Source organism: Edwardsiella ictaluri ATCC 33202, from assembly GCF_000264785.1.
GTDB classification, from domain to species: domain Bacteria; phylum Pseudomonadota; class Gammaproteobacteria; order Enterobacterales; family Enterobacteriaceae; genus Edwardsiella; species Edwardsiella ictaluri.
In genome coordinates, this window is record NZ_AFJI01000026.1 from 17,074 (window position 1) to 35,114 (window position 18,041).

Below are 18,041 nucleotides of genomic sequence, written 5' to 3' on the forward strand. Positions count from 1 at the left end.
TGTCATTCAGGTGGGTTAACATTGTCCATGGACGATGTGGGCGCAATAGATTTAGGTCGAAAAATGGGCATCGTACGCCAGCGCCGCACGGATTGTCTCTGTCAGCTGTGTCAGCTGCACAGCGGTGATCGGATAGGGTGGCATCAGGTAGATCAGGTGGCCGAAGGGACGGATCCACACCCCCTGCTCGACAAAGAAGGCCTGCAGGGCGGCCATATTGACCGGTTGATGGGTCTCCAGCACCCCGATGGCGCCGAGCACCCGCGCCTGGCGTATGCGGGGGTGCGCATTGAGCGGCAGCAGCTCCGCTCGCAGCTGAGACTCGATGGCGGCGACCTGAGCGCGCCAGTGTCCCTGCTCGATAAGCTCCAGGCTGGCTACCGCCGTAGCGCAGGCCAGCGGGTTAGCCATAAAGGTCGGGCCATGCATAAAGCAGCCCGCCTCGCCGTTGCTGATGGTGTCGGCCACGCTGCGGGTGGTCAGGGTGGCGGCGAGTGTCATGTAACCGCCAGTCAGCGCCTTGCCCAGGCACAGAATATCCGGGGTTACCTTGGCGTGATCGCAGGCAAACAGCGCCCCGCTGCGGCCAAAGCCGGTGGCTATCTCATCGGCGATCAGCAGCACTCCGTGGCGGCTGCAGGCCTGCCGCACCCGCTGCAAGTAGCATGGATGATAGAAGCGCATGCCACCGGCGCCCTGTACGATGGGCTCCAGGATCACGGCGGCAAGCTCGCGGTGATGGGCTGCCAGCAGGCGAGCGAAGGGGACAAAATCCGCCTCGTCCCATTCGGCGTTGAAAGCGCACTGCGGTGCGGGGGCAAACAGGTGCTGCGGCAGATAGCCGCGGTACAGGCTGTGCATCGAGGTATCCGGATCGCATACCGACATGGCGCCAAAGGTATCGCCGTGGTAGCCCTGACGCAGGGTGAGGAAGCGCTGGCGCGGTTCGCCGCGCGCCTGCCAGTACTGCAGCGCCATCTTCAGTGCCACCTCGACGGCAACGGAGCCGGAGTCGGCCAGAAACACGCACTCCAGCGCCTGGGGGGTCATCCCCACCAGCTTTTGGCACAGGGCGACCGCCGAGGGATGGGTGACACCGCCGAACATGACATGGGCCATCTGCGCCAGCTGGCGCGTAACGGCCTGATTCAGGTGGGGGTGGTTATAGCCATGAATGGCGGCCCACCAGGAGGACATGCCGTCCACCAGACGCCGGCCATCCGCCAGCTGCAGCTCGCAGCCGGACGCCGTCGTTACCGGGTACACCGGCAGAGGCTGGCTCATCGAAGTATAGGGGTGCCAGATATGGCGGCGGTCAAAGTCGAGGTCGCTGGCGTTCATGGTATTACTTAGGTAAACCTTGTTATGTTTTTTTGGTTTACAGTGTAGCGTGTTAACGCCGCTTAGTCATCAAGCATTCCGATATTACGCTATTTACCTGTATTAATATTGTAAACCATTTAATTGATAACTTGGTTGACATGATATTTCTCCGTTCTACACTGAGCCCACTTTTACCGATTTGATGAAGGGAGAGGCCACCGTGGCAGAGATACCGCATTCCGGGCGCTGGACGCAGGCGCAGGCGCAGGCGTTGTTTGAGCAACCGCTGCTGGAGCTGATGTTTCAGGCGCAGCAGGTTCACCGTCAACACTTTGATCCGCGTCAGGTGCAGGTGAGCACCCTGCTATCGATTAAGACCGGCGCCTGCCCGGAGGACTGTAAATACTGTCCGCAGAGCGCCCGCTATAAAACGGGGCTGGCGGCGGAGCGGCTGATGGAGGTGGAGCAGGTGCTGGACTCCGCGCGTCGGGCACGCGCCGCCGGATCTACCCGCTTCTGCATGGGGGCGGCGTGGAAAAATCCCCACGAACGCGACATGCCCTACCTGGAGCAGATGGTGCGTGGGGTCAAGGCGCTGGGCATGGAGACCTGCATGACTCTGGGGGCGCTGAACGCCGATCAGGCCCAGCGTCTGGCGCAGGCGGGGCTGGACTACTACAACCACAATCTGGACACCTCACCGGAGTATTACGCCAATATCATCACCACCCGTCGCTATCAGGATCGCCTGGATACCCTGGCGCGGGTGCGGGAGGCGGGGATCAAGGTCTGTTCCGGTGGGATTGTCGGGCTGGGCGAGGCGGTACGCGATCGGGCGGCCCTGCTGGTGGCGCTGGCCAATCTGCCGATGCCGCCGGAAAGCGTGCCGATCAATATGCTGGTGAAGGTGGCGGGCACACCGCTGGCGGAAACCCCGGACGTTGATCCCTTCGACTTTATCCGCACCATCGCCGCGGCGCGCATCATGATGCCAAGCTCGTACGTGCGCCTCTCCGCCGGACGCGAGCAGATGAACGAGCAGACTCAGGCGATGTGCTTTATGGCCGGAGCCAACTCCCTCTTTTACGGCTGTCGCCTGCTGACCACGCCGAATCCCTCAGAGGATCGCGATCTGCAGCTGTTCCGCAAGCTGGGGCTGAATCCCCGGCAAACGCAGGTAGCCTATGGCGATAACCAGCAGCAGCAGCTGGCGGAGCAGGTACTGCTCGCGGATGACGACCTGTTTTATGATGCGGCGCGTTGACAGTGGGCTGGTCTGCACGGTTTAGCCAGGCGTTGGCAGTGCGCAGCGCCGCTGATGCCTATCGTCGCCGAACGGTGCGCGAGGCGCCCGGCGGACGAGAGATCATCGTTGAGGGACGGCACTATATTAATTTTTCATCCAATGATTATCTGGGGCTGAGTCAGCATCCGGCGCCGATCGCGGCCTGGCAGCAGGGGCTGGTGCGCTACGGCAGCGGCTCCGGCGGTTCGGCACACGTGACCGGGCAAACCACGGCCCACGCGGCGCTGGAGCGTGCGCTGGCCGAGTGGCTCGGCTACCCGCGTGCGCTGCTGTTTATCTCCGGTTTTGCCGCCAATCAGGCACTGATCCTGGCGCTGATGCAGCGTCAGGATAGGGTGCTGGCGGATAGGCTGAGCCACGCCTCGCTGATGGAGGCGGCGATGCTGGCACCGTCATCCCTGCGTCGTTTTCAGCATAATCAGCCCGCCTCGCTTGCGGCCTTGCTGGCGGCTCCCTGTGAGGGTGAGACACTGGTGGTGACCGAGGGGGTCTTCAGCATGGACGGCGACAGCGCCCCGTTGGCGGCGCTGCGGGCGCAGTGCGATCGCCACGGCGCCTGGTTGATGGTCGACGACGCTCACGGTATCGGTATATGCGGGCGTAAGGGGCGCGGTAGCTGCGATGCGCAGGGGATTCGCCCCGATCTGCTGATCGTCACCTTTGGCAAGGCCTTTGGCATCGGCGGTGCGGCGCTGCTGTGCGGCGAGGCGACGGCGGAATACCTGCTGCAGTTTGCCCGCCATCTGATCTACAGCACCAGCATGCCGCCGGCGCAGGCCTGCGCCCTACAGGCTGCGCTGCAGGTGGTGCGCGGGGCCGATGCGCCACGGGCGCGGTTGGCGCAACATGTGGCGCAGTTACGCCGGGGGCTGACGGGCGGTGAGTTCACTCTGGCGGCGTCCGATAGCGCTATCCAGCCGCTGATCGTCGGGGATAATCAGGCGGCGCTGACGTTGGCACAACGCCTGCGTCAGCGCGGCCTGTGGGTGTGCGCCATGCGTCCGCCCACCGTACCACCCGGCGGCGCGCGCCTGCGAATTACTCTGAGTGCAGCGCATTATCCGCAGGATATTGAGCGGTTGCTGGAGGCATTGCATGAGTCAGTGTGACTGGGTAAACAAGCCAGCGCTGGCGGCCGCCTTTAGCCGCGCCGCGCACAGCTATGACGGTGCGGCGGCCTTCCAGCGCCGCTGTGGGGAACGCCTGCTGGCGCTGTTACCGGCAGAGGGGTTGGGCCGGAAGGCGCTGGATGCCGGCTGTGGCACCGGGTATTTCAGCCGTCGCCTGACAGCGATGGATTACCGGGCGACTGCGCTGGATTTGGCACCAGGGATGTTGGCGCAGGCGCGACAGATCAACAGTGCACGCGATTATCTGTTGGCGGATATGGAGCATTTGCCGCTCTCTGCGGGCTGTGTCGATCTCTGCTTTTGCAATCTGGCCATTCAGTGGTGCGCTTCGTTGCCCCGGGCGCTGTCTGAGCTGATGCGGGTCACCCGTCCGGGCGGACGTGTCGTATTCAGTACCCTGGCGGACGGGTCGCTGCAGGAGTTGGGGACAGCCTGGCTACAGGTGGATGGACGGCGGCATGTGAACCCGTTTCTTTCCGTTGACCAGATTGCTGCGGCCTGCGCGCCTTACCATCACCGGCTGACCTTTCATCAAGAGCGTTGTTATTTTCCCGATGTGCTGGCGCTGATGCGCTCTCTGAAGGAGATCGGCGCGACGCATCTGCATGAGGGGCGCCATGGTGGCCTGAACGGACGGCAGCGTTTGGCCCGTCTGGCGCAGGTGTACCCGCGCGATGCGCATGGCGTGGCGCTGAGTTATCAGCTTGTGGTTGGAGAATTGATGCGTGAATAGGCAAGTGTGGAGCTGGTTTGTGACCGGTACCGATACCGATGTGGGGAAAACCGTGGTCAGCACCACGCTGCTGCAGGCGGCGGCGTGCCGTGGGTTGACTACCGCCGGTTATAAACCGGTCGCCTCCGGCAGCCGTCTGTGCGCAGGCGCGCTGTGTAACGATGATGCACTGGCGCTGCAGGCGGCGTCCAGCCTGCAGCTGCGCTATGCGCAGGTGAATCCCTATACCTTCGCCGAGGCGACCGCGCCGCACATCGTCAGTGCCGAGGCGGAAACCCCCATCGACCCGCGGCGTCTCAGCGCCGGGCTGCGCTACCTGCAGCGTCGGGCGCAGTGGGTGGTCGTGGAGGGGGCGGGTGGCTGGTTTACCCCCTTAAGTCTGGCGTATGGCTTCAATAGCTGGGTAGCGTCGGAAAAGCTGCCGGTAATTTTGACCGTAGGCGTCAAGCTGGGCTGTATTAACCACGCCCTGCTCAGCGCCCACGCCATCGAAAGCGCCGGGCTGAGGCTGGCCGGGTGGGTTGCTAATCAGGTACAGACTCCCGGGACTCGCCACGGCGAGTATCTGAACACACTGCATACGCTGTTGCCTGCTCCTTGTCTCGGGGAGATCCCGTTTGTACCTGGACAGGACAGTCTGGCGCGCGCTGCCTGTCTGGATTTGTCTGCGCTGCTGCCGTGATGGCAGGTCACAGCGCTGTATATCCGGCGCTGTGGCGTTATTTTTCCTGTTTTATACTTAGCACAAATATAGTTTATTTTTTATTTTCCCATCTAAAAAATGGTTCAATAAAGTGATGCCTGCACCGGGGAGAAAAAAATTTTCCCCGGCGGCGGCACCGTTGCCGGGCGGGATGGGCATACTTATCCACTATTCCTGTGGATAACCTTGTGCATTAGGTCTAGAAAACCAGGGCAAAGCCAGAGCCAGCGCGGTCTGTACTTAACTCGCCTGGATTGTCGGCTTTGTGATATTTTATTTAAATATCAATTGATTAATTAAAATCAAGATGTAAAGAAACTTTCCTGGCCCGCGCGGTGGCCCCTTGACAACACCATTGTCGGCAGGATGAGCCAGCAGGGGATGAAATGGGGATAAATGTCACTCTGTAGTGAAAATTGTGAAACGGATGTGAACATGGCAGGAGGCTCCTGAGTGCGGGTATTTTAAGCTGGGTAAGTATCCAGTAATATAGCCGGTTCACACAATAATCCGGTGCAGAGCAGCACGGTTCTTCTGCCAGCGTGCCGCCGCCGCGTAATGGGGTAGTGAGCCATGAGTAAAACCTTCAAACTGCATTCCGCCTTTCAGCCTTCCGGCGATCAACCTGAGGCGATCCGTCGCCTGGAAGAGGGGTTGGAGGACGGTCTGGCGCATCAGACCCTGCTGGGGGTGACCGGCTCAGGCAAGACGTTTACCATCGCCAATGTGATCGCCGATCTTAACCGGCCGACCATGGTGATGGCGCCCAACAAGACGCTGGCTGCCCAGCTGTACGGCGAGATGAAGCAGTTCTTTCCGGAGAATGCGGTGGAGTACTTTGTCTCCTACTACGATTACTACCAGCCGGAAGCCTATGTGCCCAGCTCGGATACCTTTATCGAAAAGGACGCATCGGTCAACGAGCACATTGAGCAGATGCGCCTGTCGGCCACCAAGGCACTGCTGGAGCGGCGCGACGTGGTGGTGGTCGCCTCGGTTTCCGCGATTTACGGCCTGGGCGATCCCGATCTGTACCTGAAAATGATGCTGCATCTGACACAGGGGATGCTGATCGATCAGCGCAGCATTCTGCGCCGCCTCTCCGAGCTGCAGTATGTCCGTAACGATCAGGCGTTCGCGCGCGGGACCTTTCGGGTACGCGGCGAGGTGATCGACATCTTCCCGGCGGAGGCCGACGATGAGGCGCTTCGGGTGGAGCTGTTTGATGACGAGGTGGAGCGTCTGTCGCTGTTCGATCCTCTCACCGGACAGCTGCTGCGCACGGTGCCGCGCTTTACCGTCTACCCGAAGACTCACTATGTGACCCCGCGCGAACGCATCCTGCAGGCGATGGAGGCGATCCGCGCCGAGCTGGCGATGCGCCGTCAGTCGCTGCTGGCCAGTAACAAGCTGCTGGAAGAGCAGCGTCTGGCCCAGCGCACCCAGTTCGATTTGGAGATGATGAACGAGCTGGGCTACTGTTCGGGGATCGAGAACTACTCCCGCTATCTCTCCGGACGCGGGCCCGGCGAGCCGCCGCCGACCCTGTTTGACTACCTGCCGGCGGACGGCCTGCTGGTGATCGATGAGTCCCATGTGACTATCCCGCAGATCGGCGGGATGTACCGCGGTGACCGGGCGCGTAAAGAGACGCTGGTGGAGTATGGCTTCCGCCTGCCATCGGCGCTGGATAACCGGCCGCTGCGTTTTGAGGAGTTTGAGGCGCTGGCACCGCAGACCATCTATGTGTCGGCGACCCCGGGCAACTACGAGCTGGATAAGTCGGGCGGCGAGGTGATCGACCAGGTGGTGCGCCCGACGGGACTGCTCGATCCGCTGATCGAGGTGCGCCCGGTGGCGACCCAGGTGGACGATCTGCTGTCGGAGATCAATCTGCGCGCCGCCATCGGTGAGCGGGTGCTGGTGACCACCCTGACCAAGCGCATGGCCGAAGATTTGACCGAGTATCTGGAAGAGCACGGCGTGCGGGTGCGCTACCTGCACTCCGATATCGACACCGTCGAGCGGATGGAGATCATCCGCGATCTGCGCCTGGGCGAGTTTGACGCGCTGGTGGGGATCAACCTGCTGCGCGAGGGGCTGGATATGCCGGAGGTGTCGCTGGTGGCGATTCTGGACGCGGACAAGGAAGGCTTCCTGCGCTCGGAGCGCTCGCTGATCCAGACCATTGGCCGGGCGGCGCGTAACCTGAACGGCAAGGCGATCCTCTATGCCGACAAAATCACCCCGTCGATGGCGCGGGCGATCGGGGAGACGGAGCGCCGCCGCGAGCGTCAGCAGGCATTTAACCTGGCGCACGGCATCACGCCGCAGGCGCTGAACAAGAAGGTCACGGATATCCTGCAGCTGGGCGATGGCCCGGTACGTAGCCGGACGAAAGGGGCGCGCGGACAGCGTGCGGCAGAGCCTCATCCAGACTACCACACGCTGTCGGCGAAGCAGATCGAGCAGCAGATCCAGCGCTTGGAGACGCAGATGTACCAACATGCCCAGAACCTGGAGTTTGAGCAGGCCGCGGCCCTGCGCGACGAGATCCATATTCTGCGCGAGCAGTTTAAGAATGCGTCCTAGGCGCACAGCTTTTGCTTGCCCGGCGGCTCCTGTGCCGTTAGGGTAAGCCCCCTTTTATGCCAAGCGGAGACACTATGAACCCATCACGCGATCCCCTGCACGGGGTAACCCTGGAAGCCCTGCTGACGGCGTTGGTAGCGCGCTACGGCTGGCCGGAGCTCGGCCGTCGCATCGCCATCAACTGCTTTCTGAGCGATCCCAGCATTAAATCCAGCCTGAAGTTTCTGCGTCGGACACCCTGGGCCCGCGCCAAGGTCGAAGCGCTGTATCTGGACTCCCTGCAGTCAGAGGTGCCTGCTGCGGATACCCCCTGGGGCGGTTGGCGGCAGCGCGGCGACGGCGAGTGAATCCCTGTTGCGGACGGATGGGGAGCTCAGTACTCTCTGCGCCGGTCACGCATGGCGTGAGGGGAGAATCTGAGGATAATGCGATGCTGAAAGTGAAACGGGTGCTGCTGGCGCCGATGGAGGGGGTGCTGGATGCCTTGGTGCGCGAGCTGCTCAGCGAGGTGAACGACTACGATCTGTGCATCACCGAGTTTGTGCGGGTGGTGGACAGGCTGCTGCCGGAGAGGGTGTTCTACCGCCTGTGTCCGGAGCTGTACCGTCGCAGTCAGACCCTGAGCGGCACGCCGGTGCGTATTCAGCTGCTGGGACAGTCGCCGCATTGGCTGGCGGAGAACGCCCTGCGCGCGGTGACGCTGGGCTCGCCGGGGGTGGACTTCAACTGCGGTTGCCCTTCTAAGGCGGTCAATGGCAGCGGCGGCGGTGCCACGCTGTTAAAAGATCCGGCGTTGATTTATGCCGGAGTGCAGGCGATGCGTCAGGCGATACCGGCACACTTGCCGCTGACGGTGAAGGTGCGTCTGGGCTGGGCGTGCGACAGCCAGCGTTTTGAAATCGCCGATGCGGTACAGCAGGGTGGGGCGACGGAGCTGGTGGTACACGGTCGCACCAAAGAGGATGGCTACCGCGCCGATCGGATCAATTGGGAGGCGATCGGCGAGATCCGTCGCCGTCTGCGGATCCCGGTGATCGCCAACGGCGAGATCTGGGACTACGCCAGCGCCCAGGCGTGTCTGGCGCAGAGCGGGTGTGATGCGCTGATGATCGGGCGCGGCGCGCTGAATATCCCCAACCTGAGTCGGGTTATCAAAGCGAATGCACCGAAGATGCCGTGGCTGCAGGTGGTCACGCTGCTACAGCGCTACGTCCGGCTGGAGAAGCAGGGAGATACCGGGCTGTATCACGTGGCGCGCATCAAGCAGTGGCTGAGCTATCTGCGTAAGGAGTATCCCCAGGCCGATGCCCTGTTCCGTCAGATTCGCCCGCTGATGGATAGCCGCGCGATCGTAACGGCCATCGGCACGCTGGAGAGCGTCCGATAACGGGGTGGAGTATCAGGTCGGTCTCCCCGCCTCTTTGCCCCGCGAACCCAGGCGCGGTATCAGCCGAATATAAATCAGCTCGCTCGCCAGTTCGACGACCGTCTGGGCCACTATCACGGCCGGAAGCAGCGGAGTTGCGCCGGGGACGGCGAGCGCCAGCGGCAGCACCACCAGCGAATTACGGGTGGCCGCGCTGAAGGCGAGCGCGCGCCCGGCCGGCGCCTCAAGGCGGAACAGCCTCGCCACCGTCCAGCCTGTCAGCGGTGCGGCGACAGCGAATGTCAGGTACAGCGGTATCACGCGCCAGATAAGCGTGATTGCGTCACTGAGCTGTGGCAGGGTTGTGGCGACGACGATCCCCAGGACCAGGGCGGTGGACGGTACCGGCAACAGCGTGAGCCCCCCGGCAATGGCCTGCCCGCGGCGACTGCGGCGGCATACCCGCTGGGTCAGCGCCGCCAGACCCAGCGGCAGCACGATTAATCCGATAAACGCCTCAATAAATGGTGCCGGGCGGACCACGCTTGCCGCCTGCCCGCCGAGAAGCAGGTGCAGATAGAGCGGGAGCAGCAACACTTGCAGCAGCAGCAGCAGCGGTGTCGCGGCGAGCAGCAGGCGCGCATCGGCACGCCCGAGCTGGGCGAATGTCACCACATAGTCGATGCAGGGCGAAAGCAGCACCAGCAACACGCCGAGCCGCAACAGGGGATCGTGCGGCAGGAGGGGAAGCAGCAGGGCAACCAGCGCCGGGATCAACAGAAACTGGGTCAGGAGAAGCGGCAGCAGAAACCGTGGGCGGCTAAAGGCGTGCCGCAGTTCAGCGAAAGGCAGCTGCAAAAAGGTGGCATACAGCATCAGCGCCAGCGCGGGGGTAATGGCGGTGCTGAAACGTGCGCCGTCGGGAAAGGTACAGGCCAGCAGTACCGCCAGCAGGATTGCAGAAAAATAGAGAGTAATCTGGCGGCGCTCCAGCCAGTCACGCATTGCGTTCATGATGTTGTGCTTCGTGGTTAAAGAGTCTGGCTGGGCATCATAACGGTAAAAGGCGGGGCAAAACATACCGGGAACCGTAGGGGTAATGATGCGGTGGGCCGGTTTTCCGGCGCACCGCCGTAGGGGGATGTGTTGGCGTTAATGGCGCACCAGGCGGAAATCTATCAGGCGGTTGCCCAGTACCGCCAGCGCCAGCCCCAGCAGGATCAACAGCAGACTATAGAGCTGGGCAGGGCTGAAGCGATCGCCATAGATGAGCAGATCGGCCCCCAGTGCCACCAGTGGGATCAGCAGGGTAAACGGCATCAGGTGCGTTGTCCGGTTACGCAACAGTAGTCGCCCCCAGATGGCATAGGCCAGATGGGTGGCGATATAGGCCAGATAGATCAGCGCCAGCAGCACGCTGAAGTCCAGCGTACGCAGGGAGGTCAGGGTCGCCTGAGCGCCGTTGAACAGCCAGGCGGCGAGAAAGAAGGGGATAATGGGCGCCAGCGCCGCCCAGGCGATCAGCGCAGGCAGGGAGCCCTGAATATTATCGCGGATGCGCAGGCGCTGAATCAGATTGCCCAGCGCCAGACAGAGGGCCGCCCCCAGCCCGAGCAGGATGACCCCGCGCGACAGCGGCAGTCCCGTCAGGCCCGGATGCAGCAGCAGCGCCAGACCGGTGAGGACAAACAGCAGGGCGATAATTTGGCTGCTGCGGATGCGCTCGCCAAACAGCAGGGCGCCCAGCAGTAGGGTAAACAGCAGCTGCAGCTGTAGCAGCATTGCCGCCACGCCCGCGCTGAGGCCGCCCTGAAGGGCAAAAAATAGAAAGGTGAACTGACCGAAGCCGATTAGCAGTCCATACAGGATCAGCGTATGGGCGGGCAGAGCGGGGCGCGGCAGCAGAAATACCGCCGGCAACGCCAGCAGCAGGCAGCGTAGACCGCCCAGCAGCAGCGGCGGTAAATGCTGCAGCCCCGCCTGCATCACTACGAATCCCACGCCCCAGATCGCCACCACCAACAGCGCCAGCAGGGTATCTTTTAGCCCCATAGTCCACTCTCCACGTTAGGTTATTACCCCGGTGCCACCGCGCAGGCCGCTCAGGCATTTTTTATGTATCTCTCTGATAAAACAACTATAGTCAATGGTACCCTTTCGTGTGTTTTTTCGCGCTGTCGCGCAGCGATATTTCGCACCGTCGCCGCTGCGCAGCGATTCACATACGGAAACATTTTTATTTTTGCCGCCTTCCGACCGAGCGATTAGGCTGTGTGCCGCGTAGTCTCGCTACGCAGCGCCGTCTGAGCAGATGGAGGGTGCTGAGGGGCGTAAACCCATGATGGACATGACGTTTGGCTCCGTACTCCTACCCGGGGACCGCTGTCGGTCATCGGTGCGGTGGGCTTCCCGGCGTATACCGGGTCCATTCCTTGTGAGATTAATGAAGAAACATGGCTGTTAAACTCCGTTACTCCCTGTTAAGTCTGTTGATTCTGGGCGGCAGCATCAGCGCTCTTCCGGCTGCTCAGGCCAGCGAGCCGCGTGCCGCTGCCGAGCTGCGCGCACCGCTGACGTTGGCATCGGGCAGCGCGATGGTGGTGGATCTGAATAATCATCAGGTTATCTACGCCAGCCACCCCGATATTCAGGTGCCGATCGCCTCGATAACCAAGCTGATGACGGCGATGGTGACGCTGGATGCGCACCCCAATCTGGATGAGGTTATCGCGGTCGACATTCACCGTACCAAAGAGTTGAAGGGCGTATTCTCCCGGGTCCGGGTGGGCAGCGAGCTGACCCGCCGCCAAATGCTGCTGCTGGCGCTGATGTCGTCGGAGAACCGCGCTGCCGCGACATTGGCGCACCACTACCCCGGCGGCTACGATGCGTTTATCCGGGCAATGAACGCCAAGGCCCGGGCGCTGGGGATGACCCGCACGCACTATGTAGAGCCGACCGGGCTGTCACCGGACAACGTATCGAGCGCCCGCGATCTGGTCAAACTGCTGCAGGCGGCAAAGGGCTATCCGCTGATTGGCGAGCTGAGTACCACGGAGACCAGGAGTGTCACGTTTACCCATCCGACCTATACTGAAACCTTTAATAACACCAACCATCTGCTGCGCAACGACAAGTGGGATATCCAGATGACCAAGACCGGCTTTACCAACCAGGCGGGGCACTGCCTGGCGATGCGGACGGTGATCGGTGGTCGCCCGGTGGCGCTGGTGGTATTGGATGCCTTTGGCAAGTATACCCATTTTGCCGATGCCAATCGGCTGCGCGAATGGATGCTGACGGGGAAGTCCGCTCCGGTTCCGGCGGTGGCGTTAAGCTATAAACAGCAGAAAAACCTGGGCCAGCGTCTGGCCGAAAACTGAGTTCGCTCACCCCGTAGCGGGGCGCGCGATTCTCTGCTCCCGCGTGCGCCTGTTGGCGCACGGTTTTTTTATGGCATCAGCCTATGATGGGGATCTCCCCGGTGTGAAGTATATTGACGGTGGCCGGCCGCAGTTTATTGACTCTGATTGATGATATCGCCTCACTGCTGGATGATGTGGCGCTGATGAGTAAGATGGCGGCGACGTAGGACCGTCAGCGACTGGGTGACGATTTGGCGCTCAGCACGCAGCAGGTGAGCGGCGTCAACGCCGATCGTGAGCTGCCGGTGGTGTGGGCGGTGGCGCGCGGTTCCCTGCTGAACAAGGCGATTCTGGTGCCGCTGGCCCTGCTGATCAGTGCCCTGGTGCCCTGGCTTATTACGCCACTGCTGATGCTGGGCGGCGTCTTTTTATGCAATGAAGGCGCAGAGAAGCTGGCCCATCAGTGGTTGCAGCGTGGGTATGATCCGCAGCACGCCGAGCCGTCGCTGCCGGACGATATACAGGCCTATGAACGTGAGAAAGTGAAGGGGACCATCCACACCGACTTCATTCTTTCCGCTGAAATCGTGGCAATTACGCTGGGTACGGTCGCCAGCGCAGGGTTTGTGCAGCAGGTGCTGGTGCTGTGCGGCATCGCGCTGGTGATGACTCTTGGCGTATATGGTCTGGTGGGGCTGATCGTGAAACTGGATGACGCCGGGCTGTGGCTACGCGCCAGATCGGGTATTCTTGCGCGCAGCCTGGTGCGGGCACTGCTGAATGCAGCGCCCTGGCTGATGCGTCTGTTGTCGGTGGTCGGAACGGCCGCCATGTTCATGGTAGGGGGCGGTATCGTCGTGCACGGACTGCCCGGGCTGTATCACGGCATTGCGGCCCTGAGCCCGTCTGCCGTTGGGCTGCCCAGCGTTGGGGTGTTGCTGGGCGACATTGGGCCATCGCTGTTGAATATGCTGTTCGGTATCCTGCTGGGGGGACTTTGGGTTTCACTGATCCTCGGCGTGCGGCGTCTGCTGCGGCGTTGATCACGGTGGGGCGCCGTCGTTGCCCCGTTTGTCTTCCTGCTTTCCCTTCCTTTTCTTTTTCTGTGTTATTGCCGGGATCTGATTATTTTAACTTTCGCACTTCCACGAAGGTGTCTGAAAGGTATGACTAATGCCTCTCCGATACAGGGTGCCTGTGGCGCTAACGCGTTGCTGACAGCGGATTTAACGCTTGCTTTCCGGCGGTGATCTTTGGATAAATAGCGGGCAAAGCGTTATGTGGGACGAAAAGCGTGTGTAATGCGGTTGGTTGAGGCGTTTTCTCCCTTTGCTCGTTTTTGTTGTGTGTTTTTGCGGTTTTTTGCTTTTATTCGTTTTTTATTTCATTTTTTGCGTAACTTAACGAAGATGGTTGTTTTCGTTTGCTACCATGCACAGTGGGCAGCCTGATGCGTAGAAACAGGGTATAGCCGTCGCTGCTGGATATGCTGGGATCTGTCTCTGCTCTACGGCGAGCGTAGTCCAATAGCGGACGGCACCGCGCCTTGGGCAGGATGTGAACGGGAGCTTTTTGAAAGTCTTTGGCTGTTATTCGAAAGTTTGTGAAAGCAATCATGTTTTTCGGTTGTTTGTATTGAAAGCAATCGTAATTTTATTAATCTTAGACCGAGGCCAGTTGAAGTTCGCTTTAACTGGTTTCGTAAGGGGACAAAAGTGAAAGCGGCAGCAATCGAAAGGCGCATGGAAATCTTCAACGTCGTTACCTCCCAAGGGAAAGCGCGTGTTGAAGAGTTGGCCGCACGGTTTAACGTCTCAAGCGTCACCATCCGCAGTGACCTGACTTTTCTGGAAGAAAACGGCTACATCGTGCGTTCGCATGGCGCGGCAATCCCCAATACCGGGGTGATCGCCGAACTGAGCGTCCACGAGAAGCGCCACCGCAACAGCGGTGTGAAGTCCCAGATAGGTCTGGCTGCGGCCAAGCTGATTAACAGCGGTGACGCGGTGATTCTGGATTCTGGTACGACGACCCGTGAGATCGCAGGGCACCTACGGGGCCTCGAAAACGTGGTGGTCATGACTAACGGTCTGGATGTCGCCGTGGAGCTCGTCTCCTCACCGGGTATCGAAGTGGTGTGTACCGGTGGGGTGTTACGTAAGAGCGCAATGTCTTTTTCAGGCTCGCAGGCCGAAGCCTGCTTGAAAAACTTCTGTTTCGACAAGGTTTTTCTCGGGGTGGATGGATTCGATCTGCGAGCGGGTATCACCACGCACAATGAGCAGGAAGCGAGTCTTAACCGCTTGATGTGCGAGATCTCCGATCAGGTGATCGCCGTTGCCGACTCGACCAAGTTCGGCAAGCGTGGCTACCACATGATTCGGGATTTTACGGATATCGATATCCTGGTGACGGATTCCGGGGTGCCCGATGAATATGTCGAGCGTCTGCGGGAAGCACACGTTGAAGTGATTATCGCTGAAAAAGAGAAGTGATGCGCTGACTCCACGGTAAACCGGCCCGTGTTTATTGTGGAGTATTTTGATGCATCAGTTAGAACAGCTCGTACAGCGTCACAAGGCCGGTGAGCCGGTCGGTATCTATTCAGTCTGCTCCGCCCATCCGCTGGTTATCGAAGCCGCGATGGAGCAGGCATTGCAGGACGATTCGCTCCTGCTGATCGAAGCCACCTCCAATCAGGTGGATCAGTTTGGCGGCTATACCGGGATGACCCCGGCCGACTTTCGCGACTATGTCTGTCGCCAGGCTGATTTACTGCAGTTCCCGCTGGCCAACCTGATCCTGGGGGGCGACCACCTAGGCCCCAACCGTTGGCAGCACCTGCCAGCCGCCGAGGCGATGGCCCATGCCGATACCCTGATCGCTGCCTACGTGGCCGCCGGTTTCCAAAAAATCCATCTCGATTGCAGCATGTCCTGTGCCGATGATCCGGTGCCGCTGAGCGACGCTACGGTCGCCGAGCGCGCCGCACGTCTGGCCGCCATCGCAGAGCGTACCGCGCGTGAACAGTTTGGCCGCAGCCAGCTGGTGTACGTTATCGGCACCGAAGTGCCGGTACCGGGGGGCGCCAAAGAGCACATCGACACGCTGGAGGTCACCTCGCCGCAGGCGGCGCGCCAGACCATTGAATGTCACCGCGGGGCCTTTACCCGCGCCGGGATCGCCGAGTGCTGGAACCGCGTCATCGGCCTGGTGGTACAGCCGGGCGTCGAGTTTGACCATACCGGTGTGATCGATTTTCGTCCTCAGCAGGCCCAGGCGCTCAGTCAGGTGCTGGAGGATTATCCGCACCAGGTATTTGAGGCCCACTCCACCGACTACCAGACTGATCGCGCCTACCGCGAGCTGGTGGACAACCACTTTGCGATCCTGAAAGTCGGCCCGGCGCTGACCTTCGCCCTGCGCGAGGCGCTGTTCAGCCTGTGCCACATCGAAGAGGAGATGTATGGGCCGGAGCAGTGCTCCGGCCTGCGTCAGGCGATAGAGACGGCGATGCTGGAAGCTCCGCAGAACTGGCAGAAATATTACAGCGGCAGCGAAGACCAGGTACGTTTTGCCCGTCGCTACAGCTTCAGCGACCGTATTCGCTACTACTGGCCGACGCCGGCGGTGCAGGCGGCGCAGCAGACGCTGTTCCACAACCTGACCCAGGCGCCGATCCCTTATCCGCTGCTCAGCCAGTATCTGCCGCGCGAGTTCACCGCCGTGCGCGAAGGCGAACTTGCGCTGCACCCTGCGGCGCTGGTCAAGGCGCACATCAAACAGATTTTATCCGGCTACGCGCAGGCCTGCCTGCGTAACTAATTAGGACGTGACTATGCAACACTATATGGGATATGACCTGGACGCGCTGCAGCGCCTCGGCGCGACATGGACGGCGAAAGAAATTGAGCAACAGCCGGTATGCTGGGAGAAGACCCAGCAGATCGTCAGCGACATGCACACAGAGATCGAGACGTTTCTGCGCCGGGCGCTGGCCGCCGATAATGCACGGGTGATCTTCACCGGTGCGGGTACCTCGGCCTTTGCCGGACGTGCGCTGGTGCCGCTGCTGTCACGCTATGTGCCGCGCCGGATGGAGGCGATAGCCACCACCGACCTGGTCTCCTGCCCGCAGCAGTATCTGAGCGAAGATGTCCCGACACTGCTGGTTTCGTTTGCCCGCTCCGGCAACAGCCCGGAGAGCGTCGCGGCGCTGCAGGTGGCCTCCGAGTGTCTTACCCAGTGCTGCCATCTGGTGCTGACCTGTAACCAGGAGGGTCATCTGTATCGCTTCTGCCAGAACAGCCCGGATGCGCTGGCAGTGTTGACACCGCCGGAGACCAACGACCAGTCGCTGGCGATGACCTCCAGCTTCTCTTCCATGATGATGGCGGCAGTTACGATTTTTGCCGGTCTTGATAAATATTCGAAAGATATCGAAGAATTTTGTAAAAAAAGTGCGGATTGGTTCAAACAAATAAACTACCAATTTGTAGATAATATCCGGGCCGGGCAGTATCAGCGAGTTATCTATCTGGGTAGCGGAGGATTACAAGGATTGGCTCAGGAATCGGCACTGAAGGTGCTGGAATTAACCTCAGGAAGCATTGCTGCTATGTTTGATTCCCCGTTGGGATTCCGTCATGGCCCTAAAGCAATAGTTAACAACGAAACGTTAATCTTCGTTTTTATTTCTAACAATCCTTATACGCGTAAGTACGACCTCGATCTGTTGAAAGAGCTTCGTAGCGATAATGTTGCACGTGAAATTATTGCTGTATCTGCCTATGAAGATAATACGGTAACTGCCGGTCGGCATATTATTGTGCCGGGCGTAGCGCAAAGCGATGACATTGGACTGTTATTTGCGTATTTGATGTTGGCACAGGCATTTGCATTCCATAATTCAATCGCCGTTGGAAACTCACCGGATAACCCATCTCCGACTGGAGAAATTAACCGGGTTGTTCAGGGCGTAACTATTTACGGTTTTGAAAAATCACTCGAAGGGAAAATTTATGAATCAGCCTAACATTGTCTGGACTCGTATCGACGAACGTTTACTGCACGGGCAGATCCGCATTACCTGGGGTAAACATACGGAGGCCAACCTGATTCTGGTAGCTAATGATGAAGCGGCCGAAGGCGATAGCGCGGCATTTATGCAGGCGGGAATGAAAGCCTCCGCCGGTGGTGAATATGATGTGCGCTTCTTTACCATTCAAAAAACCATCGATGTGATTCATAAGGCCGCCGCGCGCCAGAAAATTTTTATTCTGTGCAATAACCCGCGTGATGTCGCGCGCCTGGTTGAGGGTGGCGTGCCGATTACCCATTGTAATATTGGTAATATGCACTTCCATGAGGGCAAGCGCCAAATCGCTAAAACGGTATCGGTTGATGACAGCGATCTGGATGCCTTCCGTCGTATGATCAATCTGGGGGTTTCCTGCACCGTGCAGAATACGCCAGACCAGTCACCGATTGATATTCTGACACTGGCTAAAAGCGCCTAATTCA

At 60.2% G+C, this 18,041-nt stretch carries 16 protein-coding genes; 13 read left to right on the forward strand and 3 right to left on the reverse strand.

Annotated elements, in window-relative coordinates; translation table 11 throughout:
- Window positions 1-51: 51 nt before the first annotated feature.
- Window positions 52-1,341: an adenosylmethionine--8-amino-7-oxononanoate transaminase gene (bioA, locus tag EIEH_RS03425; protein WP_015872096.1), complete on the reverse strand. Its 1,290-nt coding sequence runs from the start codon at window positions 1,339-1,341 to the stop codon at window positions 52-54.
- Window positions 1,342-1,552: 211 nt separating this feature from the next.
- Here bioA and bioB point away from each other — a divergent pair, with 211 nt between their 5' ends.
- From bioB to dusC, 7 genes are all read left to right on the forward strand, one after another.
- Complete coding sequence (gene bioB, locus EIEH_RS03430; RefSeq protein ID WP_172468367.1) at window positions 1,553-2,587, forward strand: biotin synthase BioB; 1,035 nt, start codon at window positions 1,553-1,555, stop codon at window positions 2,585-2,587.
- Window positions 2,588-2,589: 2 nt separating this feature from the next.
- The gene (gene bioF / locus EIEH_RS03435) at window positions 2,590-3,738 is read left to right on the forward strand and encodes an 8-amino-7-oxononanoate synthase (protein ID WP_015872094.1); all 1,149 of its coding nucleotides are present in this window, start codon (window positions 2,590-2,592) and stop codon (window positions 3,736-3,738) included.
- Window positions 3,725-4,492 (forward strand): malonyl-ACP O-methyltransferase BioC, encoded by a 768-nt coding sequence (gene bioC, locus EIEH_RS03440; protein ID WP_015872093.1) that lies wholly within the window; start codon window positions 3,725-3,727, stop codon window positions 4,490-4,492. The genes bioF and bioC overlap by 14 nt, the downstream gene beginning before the upstream one ends.
- Entirely contained in the window at window positions 4,485-5,174 is a 690-nt protein-coding gene (gene bioD / locus EIEH_RS03445; protein WP_035608688.1) for a dethiobiotin synthase, read from the forward strand. The genes bioC and bioD overlap by 8 nt, the downstream gene beginning before the upstream one ends.
- A 594-nt stretch (window positions 5,175-5,768) precedes the next feature.
- Window positions 5,769-7,787 carry an excinuclease ABC subunit UvrB gene (gene uvrB / locus EIEH_RS03450; RefSeq protein ID WP_015872090.1) on the forward strand — a complete coding sequence of 673 codons (2,019 nt, stop codon included), beginning with the start codon at window positions 5,769-5,771 and terminating at the stop codon, window positions 7,785-7,787.
- A 74-nt stretch (window positions 7,788-7,861) separates the two neighbouring features.
- Window positions 7,862-8,134: a VF530 family protein gene (locus EIEH_RS03455; protein WP_015872089.1), complete on the forward strand. Its 273-nt coding sequence runs from the start codon at window positions 7,862-7,864 to the stop codon at window positions 8,132-8,134.
- A gap of 83 nt (window positions 8,135-8,217) precedes the next feature.
- Complete coding sequence (dusC, locus tag EIEH_RS03460; RefSeq protein ID WP_035608691.1) at window positions 8,218-9,174, forward strand: tRNA dihydrouridine(16) synthase DusC; 957 nt, start codon at window positions 8,218-8,220, stop codon at window positions 9,172-9,174.
- A 12-nt stretch (window positions 9,175-9,186) separates the two neighbouring features.
- Here the strand turns inward: dusC and EIEH_RS03465 are convergent, their stop codons facing one another.
- Window positions 9,187-10,167, reverse strand: a complete 981-nt coding sequence (locus EIEH_RS03465) for a bile acid:sodium symporter (protein WP_015872087.1) — start codon at window positions 10,165-10,167, stop codon at window positions 9,187-9,189.
- A 138-nt stretch (window positions 10,168-10,305) separates the two neighbouring features.
- Window positions 10,306-11,205 (reverse strand): EamA family transporter, encoded by a 900-nt coding sequence (locus EIEH_RS03470; RefSeq protein ID WP_015872086.1) that lies wholly within the window; start codon window positions 11,203-11,205, stop codon window positions 10,306-10,308.
- Window positions 11,206-11,606: 401 nt separating this feature from the next.
- Between EIEH_RS03470 and pbpG the strand changes: the two genes are divergently transcribed.
- The 6 genes from pbpG to agaV all read left to right on the forward strand — a co-directional run bounded on the left by pbpG (window position 11,607) and on the right by agaV (window position 18,037).
- Window positions 11,607-12,536 carry a D-alanyl-D-alanine endopeptidase gene (pbpG, locus tag EIEH_RS03475; RefSeq protein WP_015872085.1) on the forward strand — a complete coding sequence of 310 codons (930 nt, stop codon included), beginning with the start codon at window positions 11,607-11,609 and terminating at the stop codon, window positions 12,534-12,536.
- Window positions 12,537-12,757: 221 nt separating this feature from the next.
- The gene (locus EIEH_RS03480) at window positions 12,758-13,561 is read left to right on the forward strand and encodes a DUF808 domain-containing protein (RefSeq protein WP_226092432.1); all 804 of its coding nucleotides are present in this window, start codon (window positions 12,758-12,760) and stop codon (window positions 13,559-13,561) included.
- Between the two features lie 672 nt (window positions 13,562-14,233).
- Entirely contained in the window at window positions 14,234-15,013 is a 780-nt protein-coding gene (gene agaR, locus EIEH_RS03485; protein ID WP_256594345.1) for a transcriptional repressor AgaR, read from the forward strand.
- A gap of 49 nt (window positions 15,014-15,062) precedes the next feature.
- On the forward strand, window positions 15,063-16,343 hold the full coding sequence (kbaZ, locus tag EIEH_RS03490) for a tagatose-bisphosphate aldolase subunit KbaZ (protein WP_015872082.1): 1,281 nt from the start codon (window positions 15,063-15,065) through the stop codon (window positions 16,341-16,343).
- 13 nt (window positions 16,344-16,356) lie between these two features.
- Window positions 16,357-17,553 carry an SIS domain-containing protein gene (locus EIEH_RS03495; protein ID WP_015872081.1) on the forward strand — a complete coding sequence of 399 codons (1,197 nt, stop codon included), beginning with the start codon at window positions 16,357-16,359 and terminating at the stop codon, window positions 17,551-17,553.
- Window positions 17,540-18,037, forward strand: a complete 498-nt coding sequence (agaV, locus tag EIEH_RS03500; protein ID WP_015872080.1) for a PTS N-acetylgalactosamine transporter subunit IIB — start codon at window positions 17,540-17,542, stop codon at window positions 18,035-18,037. The genes EIEH_RS03495 and agaV overlap by 14 nt, the downstream gene beginning before the upstream one ends.
- The last annotated feature ends 4 nt before the right edge of the window (window positions 18,038-18,041 follow it).